A 15,226-nucleotide genomic window follows, 5' to 3' on the forward strand; every position below is an offset into this window, starting at 1 on the left:
CGGTCGTGCTTACCCTGGAGACGTGGCTCGTTCCAACGATGAGGTCGCCGCGCTGTTCGCCGAGTACGCGGACCTGATCTCGATCACCGGAGGAGACGCGTACCGGACGCGCACCTACGAGAAGGCCGCCCGCTCCATCGGCGGCTACCACGCAGACGTGTCCACCCTGGACGTCAAGGGCCTCCAGGAGATCCCCAACGTCGGCAAGTCGATCGCGGAGAAGATCGTCGAGTACTTCCGCACCGGCCAGGTGTCGGCCGTCGAGGAGGTGCGGGCGAAGATCCCCGCCGGGGTCCGGCGGCTGACGGCCATCCCCACGCTCGGCCCGAAGAAGGCCATGGCGATCTACCAGGAGCTGGGCATCTCCTCGATCGAGGAACTGGCCGACGCCATCCACGAGGAGCGGCTGCGGGACCTGAAGGGCTTCGGTCCCAAGACCGAGGAGAACATCCTGCACGGCATCGCGCTGCTGCAGTCCTCCGGCGACCGGGTGCTGATCGACGCCGCCATGGACGTCGCCGAGGGCGTCCTCGCCCAGCTGTCGAAGGTGACCGGCTGCCGGCGGTGTGCGTATGCCGGCTCGCTGCGCCGCGGCCGCGAGACCATCGGGGACATCGACATCCTCGCCGCCGCCGAGGACTCGGAGCCGCTGATGCGGGCGTTCACCGAGCTGCCGGCGACCAGCGAGGTCATCGCGCACGGCACGACCAAGACGTCGATCCGCACCACCAAGGGCCTCGCCGTCGACCTGCGGGTCGTACCGCCGGACTCCTGGGGTGCGGCGCTGCAGTACTTCACCGGCTCCAAGGCGCACAACATCCGCACCCGGGAGCTGGCCGTGCACCAGGGGCTCAAGCTCTCCGAGTACGGGCTGTTCGACGTCGAGACCGGGGACAAGATCGTCTCCGAGACGGAGGAGGACGTCTACGCCCGGCTCGGCCTGCCCTGGATCCCGCCGACCCTGCGCGAGGACCGCGGCGAGATCGAGGCGGGGCTGCGCGGTGAGCTGCCCGAGCTGGTCCAGGAGTCCGACATCCGGGGCGACCTGCATACCCACACCGACCTCACGGACGGCCTCGCCCCGCTGGAGGAGATGGTCGCCGCGGCCGCCGAACGCGGCCACGCCTACTACGCGATCACCGACCACGCGCCCAACCTCTACATGCAGCGCATGACCGACGAGCGCATGCTGGCCCAGCGGACGCGCGTCCGGGAGCTCGACGAGGAGTACGGGCGGCGCGGCAAACGCACCGGGATGCGGCTGCTGCACGGCGTGGAGCTGAACATCGACCCCGACGGCGGCGTGGACTGGCCGGACGACTTCCTGGCCGACTTCGACATCTGCGTGGCCTCCGTGCACTCGCACTTCAACCAGGCGCACGACGCGATGACCCAGCGCTTCCTGCGGGCCATCGAGAACCCGTACATCAACATCATCGGCCACCCCACCACCCGCATCATCGGCAAGCGCCCCGGCGTCGACGCCGACCTGGACGCCCTCTTCGCCGCCTGCGCCCGCACCGGCACGGCCCTGGAGATCAACTCCCACCCCGACCGGCTCGACCTCAACGACGAACACATCCTGCGGGCCAAGCGGTACGGGGTGAAGTTCGCCATCGACAGCGACGCCCACTCCACCCTCCACCTGGCCCACCTGCGCTACGGCGTGGGCACGGCACAGCGCGGCTGGCTCACCAAGGACGACGTGATCAACACCTGGCCGCTGACCCGCCTGCGGCGCTTCCTGCACAAGGGGCGGACAGGCTAGGCGGTTTCTGGAAGCCGCGCCCCTCAGAGCACCCGTCGGCGCACCAGCCTGACGCCGCCCTCCCGGACCAGGGCCTCGGACAGCCCGGCCAACGCCGGGATTTCCCCGGTGCCCGCATCGGAAGGCGCGGGTCGGCCGCGCCTGCGTGTCCGGCCGGTGGATCAGCCGCTCCCGCCCACTGACCGCCGCGCTGTTCTCATTGCGGCGCACGGGACTTGTGCGGCGCCACCCCGCGAGGGGCGGCCCGCACCGGCTCGGTCGGACCACCCTTCGCTCAGCGCCGAGGTGACGGTCGCACCGACGGCGCCATGGGCCACGGCCGACGCATGCCCCAACTCGTCCGAAATCCCGGACGGTTCGACTGGTCTAAACCCTTGACTGGTACAGACCAACGCGGTTGAGTGTCGGTCCAACCCCCCACCACGGCCGCCCCCGCCGTCCCTCCCCCGGGAGCGGCCGTGTACCGCAAAGGAGCTGAACCTGTGTCGAGGCGTCGTATGCGCATCTCCGCACTCTTGAGCTCGCTCGCCCTCGCGGGCGCCGCCCTGGCCCTCCAGCCGGCTCCCACCGCGTCCGCAGCCGGATTCGTGGTCAGCGAGGCGCAGTTCAACCAGATGTTCCCGAACCGGAACTCGTTCTACACCTACAGCGGTCTCACCGCCGCCCTCAGCGCGTACCCCGGCTTCGCGAACACGGGCAGCGACACCGTGAAGAAGCAGGAGGCCGCGGCCTTCCTCGCCAACGTCGGCCACGAGACCGGCGGCCTGGTGCACATCGTCGAGCAGAACCAGGCCAACTACCCGCACTACTGCGACTGGAGCCGCCCGTACGGCTGCCCGGCCGGTCAGGCCGCCTACTACGGGCGCGGCCCCATCCAGCTGAGCTGGAACTTCAACTACAAGGCGGCGGGTGACGCGCTCGGCCTCAACCTCCTCAACAACCCCTGGATGGTGCAGAACAACGCCTCGGTCGCCTGGAAGACGGGCCTGTGGTACTGGAACACCCAGACCGGTCCCGGCACCATGACCGGCCACAACGCCATGGTCAACGGCGCGGGCTTCGGTCAGGCCATCCGCAGTATCAACGGCGCCCTGGAGTGCGACGGCAAGAACCCCGCGCAGGTGCAGAGCCGGGTGAACAACTACCAGCGGTTCACGCAGATCCTCGGGGTTTCACCGGGCGGCAACCTCTACTGCTGACGCCGGTTCGCGGGGCATGGTGTCATGCACCTGACTGTCCACCATCACCCCTGCGGACGAAGGGCATCGTCATGCGTCGCACCCCCCACGCCCTGCTCGCCACGACCGCCGCGCTGGCCGCCGCGGTCGTGGCGCCCTCGCCCCCGGCCGGGGCCGCGGCGGCGGCCCCGGCTCCCGGCGCGTACTACGTGCAGAGCGCCGTCACGGGTCTCAACGCGGCCGACAACCAAGGCGCGGTCGAACAGCACAGACCCAAGGGCAACGAGGGCCGCCAGCAGTGGAACCTGCGGCCGAGTGGATCCTCGTACGTACTCGAAAGCACGGACGCCACCGGCAACTGCCTCGGCCGCTCGGGCGACCAGGCGCGGACCGTCGCCTGCACGAGCGCCGACGCGGCCTGGGAGATCACGTCCACCGGCGCCGACCAGTACACGCTCAAGGCCCCCGGCACCGACCGCCACCTCACACTCGCACCCAAACCCTCCGGCGCCAACTACGCGGCACAGCTGGCTGTCGGCGCCCCCGGCGCCCCCGGCGCCCCCGGCGCCCCCGGCGCCCCCGGCACCCTCGCCTCCTGGTACCTCACCCCCGTCACCCCGGCCACCAGCCCCATGCCGCCCCAGGACCAACGCACCCTGGACCAGGTCACGTTCCTCACCTCGCACAACGCCTACGCCAACGGCGTCGACGGCGGCTTCGCCCCGCCCTTCGTGAATCTGGTTCCGAACCAGTCGCGCGGCATCACCCAGCAACTCGCCGACGGCGTCCGGGGATTCATGCTGGACATCCACCAGACCCCCGACGGCGCGATCCTCTGCCACAACAGCTGCACGCTGGTCAGCAGGCCGGTCGCCCTGTGGGTCGACCTCCAGCGGATCGTTGACTTCCTTCAGACCCACCCCGACCAGTTCATCACCGTCTTCCTGGAGGACTACGTCGACCCGGGGGTCCTGCGCGCCGAACTCGCCCGCGTGAACGGCCTGGACGACGTCCTGTACCGCCCCGACCTCACGGGCGTCCGCCAGAACGGCTGGCCCCGGCTCGCCGACCTGATCGCCGCGAACGACCGGCTGCTGATCTTCACCGACCACAGCCGCTCCGCCGACCGGTCCGCGGGCCTGACCCGGGACAGCTTCGGCGTGATGTACCAGCGGGAGTGGACCGTCGAGAACTACTGGTCCATGGGCTCGGGCATCGGCTCCTCCGACTGGTCCTGCTACAGCCGCTGGTACGACGCGGGCACCAACATCCCGCTGACCCGCACCGAGCCCGGCTTCCGCCCGCTGTTCGTGATGAACCACTTCCGTGACGTCCCGATCACCGCCACGGTCCGCACGGACAACACCAAACTCGCCGACCGCGCCCGCCGCTTCTGCCAGTCGGCCGCCCGCAAGAAGCCCAACTTCCTCGCGGTGGACCGCTACGAGCTCGGCGACACCGCGTCCGCGGTGAACGCCCTGAACACCTACACGTATCCGTAACGCCCAGGAGGTGGGCCCCGGCCACCCGGGGCCCACGTGGCTCGGCTCAGTACCCGATCACCGGGTAGTGGTCGGAGAGATTGGTGTACGTGTAGTCGGTACCCCAGCTCGTCACCGTCCAGGGCGCGCTCTGCTCCTTGACGACCTCGTTCTTCCAGACCGCCGGCCGCACGTGCCCCGCCCGGTGGAGCACGTGGTCGAGGTCCTCGCGCGGGTCGTCGGGATACCGGTCCCGCGCGATGGAGTTCTCCTGGGTGTCGAAGGAGTACGGGTGCCCGGTGCGCGCGTCGCTGTCCACCAGCCCGGCGTCGCCGAGCATCGAGGCGTGCTCGGCACTGCGTGAGTCGACGTTGAGATCACCGGCGACCAGCACCTGCTCGCCCGCCGGGATGTTCCTGCCGTCCAGGAACGCGTCGATCGTCCTGAACTGCCGGCTGCGCACAGCGGCCGCCTCGCCCGCGTCACAGCCCGGGTCGGTCGACTGGGCGTGCGTGCCGAGCACGTGCACCCTGGTGCCGTTCACGTTCAGGACAACGTACGCGAAGCCCTTGTTGGACCACCAGTCGGCCCCGCACGCGTTCTTGTAGACCCACTGCTCCTTGCGCAGGATCGGCCACTTGCTGAGGATCGTGACCCCGCCGTCCTCGGGCGTCGTCGCCGAGTACGCCCCGCCGGTGGCGTCCCAGCCGCTCTTGCTCCGCCCCACCACCGGCGTCTGGTACGGGTACTCGCCGGCCACGGCGCTCTTCAGCGCGTCCGAAGAGGAGTTGTCGAACGCCTCCTGCACGACCACGACGTCGTTCCCGCGGAAGAAGGCCGCCTTCGCGATCTCCGAGGCCCGGTGGTCCTGGCCCCAGTTCGGGTACAGGGTCTTGCTGAACAGGAAGACGTTGTACGACAGCACCTTGAGCGACGGAGCCTGCTCGGCGGCCGACGCGGTGGGCGCCGAGCCCGCGAGCCCGACGGCGGCGAGCGAGAACGCAAGCACGACGGCGCCATGAGTGCGGCGCGGTCCGGAGAGCGTCACTGGATCTCCCTGCGGGTGAAAGGGGTGAGTGGCGCCGCACATCAAACCATCTGGAGTTACTCCCAGGTAACACCCGTGCACGGGACGGATGGCGGGTGGGCGTATGCAAGGGGCTCGGACCGCCCGGCTCGGACCAGCCGTACAAAATGAGGTATGTCGGACATGGGCGTAACGTGGCTGCATGGGTCCGGCGGCTGCCTCCGGCTGCGATCCAGCGCTTCCGTATGGATGGCTGGGTTCCGTCAGCCCCTGCTGTCGATCAGCGACCCTCGCACGACCCAGCCGCTTCGGCCTCTCCAGCAGAAGGATCAGCAATGGGCACGGTCACCACCTCCGACGGCACGACCATCTTCTACAAGGACTGGGGCCCGCGCGACGGGCAACCGATCGTCTTCCACCACGGCTGGCCGCTGACTGCCGACGACTGGGACAACCAGATGTTGTTCTTCCTCGCCCACGGCTGCCGGGTGATCGCCCACGACCGGCGTGGACACGGGCGATCCGGCCAGCCCACCACGGGCCACGAGATGGACACCTACGCCGCGGACGTCGCCGCGCTGACCGACGCGCTCGACCTGCAGGGTGCCGTGCACATCGGGCACTCGACCGGTGGCGGCGAGGTCGCGCGCTATGTGGCGCGGGCCAAGCCGGGGCGTGTCGCAAAGGCCGTGCTCGTCGGTGCGGTTCCGCCGGTCATGGTCAAGTCCGAGAGCAACCCGGGCGGTACGCCGATCGAGGTCTTCGACGAATTCCGCGTATCCCTCGCCGCCAACCGCGCGCAGTTCTACATCGACATTCCGTCGGGGCCCTTCTACGGATTCAACCGGGACGGCGCCGAGGTGTCACAGGGTCTGATCGACAACTGGTGGCGGCAGGGGATGATGGGCGCGGCCAACGCCCACTACGAGTGCATCAAGGCGTTCTCCGAGACCGACTTCACCGAGGACCTCCAGCAGATCGACGTGCCCGTCCTCGTCGCGCACGGCACCGACGACCAGGTCGTGCCCTACGCGGACTCCGCGCCGCTGTCGGTCCAACTTCTGAAGCACGGCACCCTGAAGTCGTACGAAGGGCTCCCGCACGGCATGCTCTCGACCCATCCGGAGGTCCTCAACCCCGACCTCCTGGAGTTCGTGAACTCCTAGCCCACGGGTACGCCGATCAAGTGCCTTCTCTGGAGGTGAGCCATGTCCACTCCCGGCCCGGCCCTTACCGAACCAGGCATCGCACGGGCGGAACGAGGCCCCGGGCCGGTGCGGGTCAGACTGTCGGTCAACAGCACCGAGCACACCCTCGACATCGAGCCGCGCGTCAGCCTGCTGGACGCGCTCCGGGAGCGCCTCGACCTGACAGGCGCGAAAAAGGGCTGTGACCAGGGCACCTGCGGGGCCTGCACCGTATGGGCCGACGGACGGCGCGTGCTGGCCTGTCTCACGCTGGCGATGAGCTGCGAAGGCCACGAGATCACCACTGTCGAGGGACTCTCCCGGGACGGGGAACCGCACCCGATGCAGCAGGCCTTCGTCGAGCAGGACGCCTTCCAGTGCGGCTACTGCACACCCGGCCAGATCATGTCCGCCGTGGCACTGATCGCGGAAGGGCATGCCGGGGACGACGCCGAGATCAAGGAGTGGATGAGCGGCAACATCTGCCGCTGCGCCGCCTATCCGCACATCCGGGCTGCCATCCGCGCCGTCCGCGACCAGACGTAGGGAGGCGCCCTCGTGCGGCCCATCACCTACCTCCGCGCGACCGACACGGCGACTGCCGTCGCGGCCGTGAGCACGGATCCCACCAGCGACTTCCTCGCCGGGGGCACCACCGAGGTCGACCTGCTCCGCCAGGACGTGCTGAACCCCCGACGGCTCGTCGACATCAACGACCTCCCCCTGGCCGGCATCGAGGGCACCCCGGAAGGCGGCCTGCACATCGGCGCCCTGGAACCGGATGAGCGACGTCGCGGCCGCCCCCGTCGTACGCGAGCGGTTTCCGCTGATCGCGCAGGCACTGGAGCTGGGAGCGTCCGCGCAGCTGCGCAACATGGCATCCATGGGGGGCAACCTGCTGCAACGCGTGCGCTGTTCGTACTTCCGTGACGCCGAGTCCCCGTGCAACAAGCGTGAACCCGGCACCGGCTGCTCGGCCATCGAGGGCTTCAGCCGCGGTCACGCGGTACTCGGCACCAGCGACCACTGCATCGCCACCCACCCCTCGGACGTGGCCGTCGCCCTGGTCGCGCTCGACGCGCGCGTGCACACCCTGGGCCCGAACGGCGAACGGACCCATGCCATCGACGACTTCTTCCTCCTCCCCGGTGACTCCCCGCACCGCGAACACCCCTTGGAGCACGGTGAGTTGATCACCGGGATCGAGGTGCCCGCCGTACCTGTGGCGCGTCACTCCCTCTATCTGAAGGTCCGGGACCGCGAGTCGTACGAGTTCGCGCTCGTCTCGGTCGCGGGGGCGCTGTCCGTGATGGACGGCACGATCGCGGAGGTGAGGATGGCGCTGGGTGGCGTGGCCACCAAGCCCTGGCGGGCCAGGCGTGCCGAGGACTTCCTCGTCGGAGCGGCCGTCCGGCGCGACGACTTCGCCATGGCCGCCCGCGTGGAGATGGCCGACGCCCGGCCGACCCCCATGAACGCCTTCAAGGTGGAACTCGCCCAGCGCGCCATCATCCGTGCCCTGGACATGCTCAGCGACGGAACGGGCACGGGGCCCGCACCCCGGCCCGGGATCGGGAGCCCGTCATGACCGCGACCGTCCCGTCCGCGGTCGGACAGCCGCTCGACCGTGTCGACGGCCCCGCCAAGGTCAGTGGGAGCGCGCGGTACTCCGCCGAGATTCCCCTGCCGGCCATGGCGCACGCGTACGTGGTCGGCTCCCGCATCGCCGCCGGACGGGTCACCGGGATCGACACGAGTGCCGCCCTGGCCGAGGAGGGCGTCCTTGCGGTCCTCACCCATCAGACGCTGCCGAAGATCGCCGAACAGCCGCCGCTCATCCCCTCGCTCGCCGGTACGGCGGCCCCCGGGCAGACCTTCTTCCCCCTGCAGGACGACACCGTGCACTACGCGGGCCAGCCGATCGCGCTCGTCGTCGCCGACACCTGGGAACGGGCCCAGTACGCGGCGCGGCTGCTGCGCGTCTCCTACGCGCAGACCCAGCCCGTGACCACCCTCGACCAGGGCCGCGACCTCTCCTACGAACCCGAGCGGATCTTCGGCGGCTGGGTACCGGGCCGCATCGAACGCGGGAACGTGGAGGCCGGACTGCGGGAGGCGGACGTCCGGGTGGAGGGCACGTACACCTACGCGGCGAACAACCACAACCCGATCGAGCCGTCCTGCACCACGGCCCAGTGGGACGGCGACAACCTGCTGCTGTACGACGCCACCCAGGGCGTCAACGCCACACAGATGACCGTCTCCCGGCTGCTCGGCGTCCCGATGTCGAAGATCCGGGTCATCGGCCACTACGCCGGCGGCAGCTTCGGCTGCAAGGCCATGATCCACGCCCACCCGACGCTCGCCGCGATGGCGGCCCGCGCGGTCGGCAGGCCCGTCAAGCTCGTCCTCACCCGTGAGCAGATGTTCACCTCGGTCGGCCACCGTGAGGAGCAGGAGCAGCACCTGACGCTCGGCGCGACACGCGACGGCCGGCTGACGGCCGTACGGCATCACAAGCTGTCGCCGACGTCCCACTTCGACGACTGGGCGGAACCTTCCGTCGGCGTCTCCTCGCAGATCTACGCGTGCCCCCACTACGAGGGCGTCTACCGGTTGTTCCGCGCCAACACCATGACCCCCACCTTCATGCGCGCGCCGGGTGAGGCGAGTGGCATGTACGCGCTGGAGTGCTCGCTGGACGAGCTCGCCCACGAGCTCGGTATCGACCCCATCGCGCTGCGCCTGCGCAACCACACCGATGTCGACGCCATGACGGGCCTTCCCTGGTCCAGCAGCGGCCTCAAGGAGTGCTACGAGCGCGGTGCCCGGCGCTTCGGCTGGGCCGGTCGCCGATCCCCGGCCGGGCACCCGCAGGGACGGGAACTGGCTGATCGGTACCGGCATGGCCACCGCCTGCTACCCGGTCCCCCCGCTCGCCAATCCCCAGCGCGCCCGCGCGCGTCTCTACGCCGACGGCACGGCGGTCGTCCAGGCCGCCACCCCCGACTTCGGCACGGGCGTGGCCACGGTGATGACCCAGGTCGCCGCGGACGGCCTCGGACTGAGCGTGGACCGCTGCCGCTTCGAGAACGGAGACACCGACCTGCCCAACATCGCCGCCGCGGTGGGCTCGGCGGGCGCCGGCATGATCAGCGCGGCCGTGCACAGCGCGGCCACCGCGCTGCGCCGGCAGCTCATCAGGAGCGCCGTCGGTGACCCCGGTTCACCGCTGCACGGCGCCGACCCGGTCGACGTCGTCGTGCGCGACGGCGTCATGACCGCCGGAACCGCCTCCGAGTCGTACAGCGACCTGCTGCGGCGCACCTTCCGGCCGGACGCCGAGGCCGCGGGGCAGTGGAACCCGCCCGCCCACGACATCCCCTACGCCATGATGACCTTCGGCGCCCAGTTCGCCGAGGTCGCCGTGGACGCCGAGCTGGGCCTGGTCCGGGTGCGGCGCATGACCGGGGCCTTCGCGCCCGGCCCGGTACTCAACCCCAAGACGGCCCGCAGCCAGCTGATGGGCGGCATGCTGTGGGGCCTGGGCCAGGCCCTCCTGGAGGCCAACCACATGCAGCAGGACACCGGCCGCTGGGTCAACGCGAGCCTCGGGGAGTATCTTGTCCCCGTCAACGCGGACGCCCCCGACGTCGACGTCGAGCTGATCGAGGTCGAGGACGACATCGTCAATCCCCTGGGCGTCAAGGGGGTCGGTGAGATCGGCCAGGTCGGTGCGGCGGCCGCGATCGCCAACGCCGTGCATCATGCCACCGGGCGGCGGGTGCGGAAACTGCCGATCATGATCGAGGACCTTCTCTGAGCAGCGCGTCGGCAGCCCAGAGGGCGCGGAATGAGTCCGGGCACTCTGAAGGTTGACCACCCCATGGGATCGGCAGACCCCGCCCGCAGAGCGGACGACGTGGCGGCAATGATCGGGGATGAGGGGAACGCCGTCGGCGCGGCCCTGCGTGCCCTGCTGACCCACTCGGTCATGGGGGTCGCCCTCTGGGACACCGATCTGCGCTGCATCTGGTCCAACGACGCCCTCGAACGCTACGACGGAATCGCCCGTGACCGGACACCGGTGAATGTGTCACCGGCCGCGAGTACCGTGTCCCGGCTGCTCCGGGCAGACGGCGCGACGGCGCCTTCTCGGCCTCCTTCGTGCGTCTGGACGACGCCGACGGCCGCCCGCTGGGCGTGTGCATGGTGCTGGTGGTCGTCAAGGACCGACGATGGGCGGGGGACCGCCTGGCCGTGGTGAGCGAGGCAGGCGCCCGCATCGGCACCACGCTGGACGTGATGCGCACGGCGCAGGAGCTCGCCGACTTCACGGTGCCGTTGATCGCCGACTACGTGACCGTCGACCTGACGGAGGCGGTACGGCTCGGAGAGGAGCCGCTGGACCGGCTCGGGCTCTCGCAGGGACGCATCCCCAAGTTCCGCCGGGCGGGCAGAGCGTCCATCCGCATCGGCGTCCCGGAGTCCCTGTGGACACGGGGCGAGGTCGTCTACGTCCCCGAGACATCGCCGTTCACGGAGGTCCTGTCCTCGGGCCGCCCCGTGCTGGAGCCCGTACTCGACGTCTCCCACGCCACCTGGCTGGACAACGACCCGGAGCGGGCCGCGAAGATCCGGGAGTTCGGCATGCACTCCCTGCTGATCCTTCCGGTCCACGCACGCGGCGTGCTCCTGGGCGTGGCGGTCTTCGTACGGACGGAGAACCGGACGCCTTTCGATGACAGCGATCAGCTGCTGGCCGAGGAGCTGGTGGCGCGGGCCGCGCTGAGTCTGGACAACGCCCGCAGATACACCGCCGAGCGGAAGACGGCCCTCGCCCTTCAGCGCAGTCTGCTGCCGGGCCGGGTGGATGGCGGTTCCGCCATGGAGGTGGCCGCCCGTTACATACCCGCGGACGCCGCGGACAGCGTCGGCGGTGACTGGTTCGACGTCATCGGCCTGCCCGGCGGACGTCTGGCGCTCGTCGTGGGCGACGTGGTCGGACACGGCATCAACGCCGCGGCGACCATGGGCCGGTTGCGCACGGCCATCCGCACGCTCGCCGATCTCGATCTGCCTCCTGGGGAGCTGCTGACCAGGCTGGACCGGACGTTCATCCGGCTCACCCAGGACGAGGAGGCCGCCGGCACGGAGGGCCCGTCCATGGGCGCCACCTGCGTCTACGCGGTCTACGATCCCGCCACGCGGAAGTGCACGCTGGCACTCGCCGGGCATCCACCGCCCGCCGTCGTGCGCCCGGACGGTGACGTTTCGTACCCCGACCTGCCGCCTGGCCCTCCGCTCGGCCTCGGCATGTTGCCGTACCAGCCCGCAGAAGTCGATCTCCCCGCAGGCAGCCTCATCGCCCTGTTCAGTGACGGGCTCGTCGAGGACCGCCGTCAGGACATCGACGTCGGCCTGGAACGCCTGGCCCGTGCCCTCGCCGGGAGCGCCTCGTCCCCGGAGGAGCTCTGTACGACGGTGATCGACACGCTGCCGACCACGACTCCGGCCGACGACGTCACCCTGCTGCTGGCGCGTGGCCTGTGAGACGGCCCTGTCCGTGACGGACGACTGGCGCCGGTGGAGTTTTACGTATAACCTCTCCCGTCAATCAGCCCTCCCGGAAGGCCCCGATGCGACGTATCGCCCTGGTCACCCTCGTCGTCGACGACTACGACGAGGCGATCCGCTTCTACACCGAGGCCCTCGGCTTCCGTCTCGCCGAGGACGCGCCCCGCGAGGACGGCTCCCGCTGGGTCGTGGTCGAGCCCGGGACGGTGGGCGCCGGCACCGCCCTGCTGCTCGCCCGTGCCAAGGGGGAGGCCCAGGGTGCCCGGGTCGGTGACCAGACCGGCGGTCGCGTCGGCTTCTTCCTGCACACCGACGACTTCGCCCGCGACCACGCCCGGATGCTCGCCGCGGGCGTGACCTTCCTGGAGCAGCCGCGACACGAGCCGTACGGCACGGTCGCCGTCTTCCAGGACCTGTACGGCAACCGGTGGGACCTGCTCCAGCCTGCCTGACCCGCACCTCCGCTCCGTATCAACGCCCCGCCCGAGGAAAGACGCACCATGACCGCTACGCGCGTAGAAACCGCCACCCTCCGCCGCCTCCCCAAGGCCGTCCTGCACGACCACCTCGACGGCGGCCTGCGCCCCGCCACCGTCGTCGAGCTCGCGGAGACCGTCGGCCACACCCTGCCCACCACCGACCCCGACGCGCTGGCCGCCTGGTACTACGACGCCGCGAACTCCGGCGACCTGGTCCGCTACATCGCCACCTTCGAACACACCCTCGCCGTGATGCAGACCCGCGAGGGCCTGCTGCGCACGGCCGAGGAGTACGTCCTCGACCTCGCGGCGGACGGTGTGGTGTACGGCGAGGTCCGGTACGCGCCGGAGCTGATGGTCAAGGGCGGGCTCACCCTGCCCGAGGTCGTCGAGGCCGTGCAGGAGGGGCTCGCGGCGGGCATGGCCAAGGCGGCCGCCGCCGGCACGCCGGTCCGGGTGGGGACGCTGCTGTGCGGCATGCGGATGTTCGACCGCACCCGGGAGGCCGCCGACCTCGCCGTCGCCTTCCGGGACGCCGGTGTCGTCGGCTTCGACATCGCCGGTGCCGAGGACGGCTTCCCGCCCGCCGACCACCTGGCCGCCTTCGAGCACCTGCGCCACGAGAACGTGCCGTTCACCATCCACGCCGGTGAGGCGCACGGCCTGCCCAGCATCCACCAGGCGCTCCAGGTGTGCGGCGCCCAGCGCATCGGGCACGGCGTGCGGATCACGGACGACATCGTGGACGGCAAGCTCGGCCGCCTCGCCGGGTGGGTGCGCGACCGCCGGATCGCGCTGGAGATGTGCCCGACCTCCAACCTCCAGACCGGCGCCGCCACCTCCATCGCCGAACACCCCATCACGGCGCTCAAGGACCTCGGCTTCCGCGTCACGCTCAACACCGACAACCGCCTGGTCTCCGGCACGACCATGACCCGCGAGATGTCCCTGCTGGTCGAGGAGGCGGGCTGGACGATCGAGGATCTGCGCACGGTGACCGTGAACGCCGTCAAGAGCGCCTTCATCCCGTTCGACGAGCGGAACGCGCTCATCCGGGACGTGATCCTGCCCGGCTACGAGGTCTGAAGCAGCCCTCGTGCGTAGGCGGCCTGTCCGACGTGCTGAAGGTCGTCGGACAGGACGCTCACCAGCCGTACGCCGAGGCTGACCGGCGGATCCCAGCGGTCGTCGATGATCTCCTCGAGATCCTTGGCGGTCAGCCCGCGTACGAAGCCGAGCGTCTGCTCGTGGACGGCGTCGTAGTAGCCGGTGAGCAGTTCGGGGGAGTCGACCCGCACCTTGGCGACCTTCGCCGAGCTGTGCCCGTACCCGGTGTCGTGGCGCGGCAGCCCGAGCCCGAAGCGCTTCTCCCAGTCCTGCGTCAGCCAGACCTGGTCGAGCCCGGAGGCGTCGGCGATGTGGTCGTCCTGGACGCGGGTCAGGTGCCAGATCAGCCAGGCGATGGAGTTGGCGGCGGGGCCGGGCCGGGCGTTGAGGTCGTCGGCCGTGAGGCCTTCCACGGCGGCGTGGACTTCTTCCTGGATGCGGCTGTAGCCGTCGGTGAGGATGTCCTTGGCGTGCATACGTCCCACCATGGCGCATGACCGGGCTGCGCACGATGGCACATCGCCGGGCTTCAGGCGTCGAGGAGCGCCATCAGGGCCCGCGCCGCCGGGCTCGTCGCCTCCCGGGGCGGCAGCAGGGCGACCGTCTCGTACACCGCCTCGCCGGTGTCCTTGAGGGGCAGCGCGGTGAGCGAGGCGCGCTTGTGGCGGAAGTGGTGCGGTACGACGGCGATGCCCAGGTTCTCGTCCAGCAGGTCGAGCAGGCTGTGCACGTCGTTCACCTCCAGGGCCACCTTGCGCCGTACGCCCGCCCCCGCGAACGCGGCGTCGGTGGCGCGGCGCGGCCCCCAGTCGGGGTGGAAGTCGACGAACACCTCGCCGCCCAGCTCCTGAGGCGTGACGGCCGTGCCGGCGACGGCGAGACGGTGCGTCGAATGGCACAGCACGGTCATCGGCTCGCTGGTCAGCGGTACGGAGCGCAGCTGGTCGGTGTTCTCCCGTGGGCGCACCGCGAAGGCCAGGTCCAGGCGCCCGGCGGCGACCTCCTCCGCCAGCGCGCCCGAGCCCGCCTGCCGCAGGCAGATCTCCACATCCGGGTGCCGGTGCCGGAACGCCGCGAGCAACCGTGCCACGTTGACGCCCGCGATGCACTGCTCGGTGCCGAGCGCGAGCATGCCGCGCAGTACGCCCTGCACCGCGGCCACCGCCTCGTGCGCCGCCCGCACCTGCGCCAGGATCCGCTCCGCCTCGCCCAGCAGGGCCCGTCCGGCCGGGGTGAGCGTCACCCGGCGGGTGGTCCGCACGAACAGCGGCGTCTGCAACTCCCGCTCCAGCGCCCGGATCGAGGCGGACAGGCCGGACTGGGACACCATCAGCCGTTCGGCCGCCCGGGTGAAGTGCTGGTCCTCGGCGACCGCGACGAAGTGCTGGAGATGGCGCAGTTCCATGACTGAGAAGCGTAATC

Annotated in this window: 12 protein-coding genes and 2 pseudogenes; 11 read left to right on the forward strand and 3 right to left on the reverse strand. The window is 70.5% G+C overall.

Going from position 1 to position 15,226, the window contains the following annotated elements; all coding sequences use genetic code 11:
* Positions 1–22 precede the first annotated feature (22 nt).
* The 3 genes from polX (at position 23) to HJD23_RS41585 (ending at position 4,448) form a co-directional block, all read left to right on the forward strand.
* Positions 23–1,768 (forward strand): DNA polymerase/3'-5' exonuclease PolX, encoded by a 1,746-nt coding sequence (polX, locus tag HJD23_RS41575; RefSeq protein ID WP_171115972.1) that lies wholly within the window; start codon positions 23–25, stop codon positions 1,766–1,768.
* Between the two features lie 497 nt (positions 1,769–2,265).
* Positions 2,266–2,967 carry a chitinase gene (locus HJD23_RS41580; RefSeq protein WP_171118963.1) on the forward strand — a complete coding sequence of 234 codons (702 nt, stop codon included), beginning with the start codon at positions 2,266–2,268 and terminating at the stop codon, positions 2,965–2,967.
* Positions 2,968–3,038: 71 nt separating this feature from the next.
* Positions 3,039–4,448 (forward strand): phospholipase, encoded by a 1,410-nt coding sequence (locus tag HJD23_RS41585; protein ID WP_171115974.1) that lies wholly within the window; start codon positions 3,039–3,041, stop codon positions 4,446–4,448.
* A 46-nt stretch (positions 4,449–4,494) separates the two neighbouring features.
* On the opposite strand, the gene sph is transcribed toward HJD23_RS41585, so the two are convergent.
* On the reverse strand, positions 4,495–5,517 hold the full coding sequence (sph, locus tag HJD23_RS41590) for a sphingomyelin phosphodiesterase (protein ID WP_171115976.1): 1,023 nt from the start codon (positions 5,515–5,517) through the stop codon (positions 4,495–4,497).
* A gap of 272 nt (positions 5,518–5,789) precedes the next feature.
* Between sph and HJD23_RS41595 the strand changes: the two genes are divergently transcribed.
* From HJD23_RS41595 to HJD23_RS41625, 8 genes and pseudogenes are all read left to right on the forward strand, one after another.
* The gene (locus HJD23_RS41595; protein ID WP_171115978.1) at positions 5,790–6,620 is read left to right on the forward strand and encodes an alpha/beta hydrolase; all 831 of its coding nucleotides are present in this window, start codon (positions 5,790–5,792) and stop codon (positions 6,618–6,620) included.
* A gap of 42 nt (positions 6,621–6,662) precedes the next feature.
* A complete protein-coding gene (locus HJD23_RS41600; protein WP_171115979.1) occupies positions 6,663–7,187 on the forward strand; it encodes a (2Fe-2S)-binding protein in 525 nt (174 codons plus the stop codon).
* 12 nt (positions 7,188–7,199) lie between these two features.
* Positions 7,200–8,229 (forward strand): annotated as a pseudogene (locus HJD23_RS41605) (xanthine dehydrogenase family protein subunit M).
* Positions 8,230–8,333: 104 nt separating this feature from the next.
* Positions 8,334–9,335: pseudogene (locus HJD23_RS44845) on the forward strand (molybdopterin cofactor-binding domain-containing protein); the annotation flags it as partial.
* A 211-nt stretch (positions 9,336–9,546) separates the two neighbouring features.
* Positions 9,547–10,464 carry a molybdopterin cofactor-binding domain-containing protein gene (locus tag HJD23_RS44850; RefSeq protein WP_277347788.1) on the forward strand — a complete coding sequence of 306 codons (918 nt, stop codon included), beginning with the start codon at positions 9,547–9,549 and terminating at the stop codon, positions 10,462–10,464.
* A gap of 344 nt (positions 10,465–10,808) precedes the next feature.
* Entirely contained in the window at positions 10,809–12,194 is a 1,386-nt protein-coding gene (locus HJD23_RS41615; protein ID WP_240980941.1) for a GAF domain-containing SpoIIE family protein phosphatase, read from the forward strand.
* Positions 12,195–12,280: 86 nt separating this feature from the next.
* Positions 12,281–12,670: a VOC family protein gene (locus tag HJD23_RS41620; protein ID WP_171115981.1), complete on the forward strand. Its 390-nt coding sequence runs from the start codon at positions 12,281–12,283 to the stop codon at positions 12,668–12,670.
* 48 nt (positions 12,671–12,718) lie between these two features.
* Positions 12,719–13,783 (forward strand): adenosine deaminase, encoded by a 1,065-nt coding sequence (locus HJD23_RS41625; protein ID WP_171115983.1) that lies wholly within the window; start codon positions 12,719–12,721, stop codon positions 13,781–13,783.
* Here the strand turns inward: HJD23_RS41625 and HJD23_RS41630 are convergent.
* Positions 13,771–14,280 (reverse strand): DinB family protein, encoded by a 510-nt coding sequence (locus HJD23_RS41630; protein WP_171115984.1) that lies wholly within the window; start codon positions 14,278–14,280, stop codon positions 13,771–13,773. The two genes, HJD23_RS41625 and HJD23_RS41630, sit on opposite strands and share 13 nt — an antisense overlap.
* A 53-nt stretch (positions 14,281–14,333) precedes the next feature.
* A complete protein-coding gene (locus HJD23_RS41635) occupies positions 14,334–15,209 on the reverse strand; it encodes a LysR substrate-binding domain-containing protein (protein WP_171115986.1) in 876 nt (291 codons plus the stop codon).
* Positions 15,210–15,226 lie beyond the last annotated feature (17 nt).

Origin of the sequence: Streptomyces sp. Z423-1, assembly GCF_013009255.1 — a bacterium.
Taxonomy (GTDB): domain Bacteria; phylum Actinomycetota; class Actinomycetes; order Streptomycetales; family Streptomycetaceae; genus Streptomyces; species Streptomyces gossypiisoli.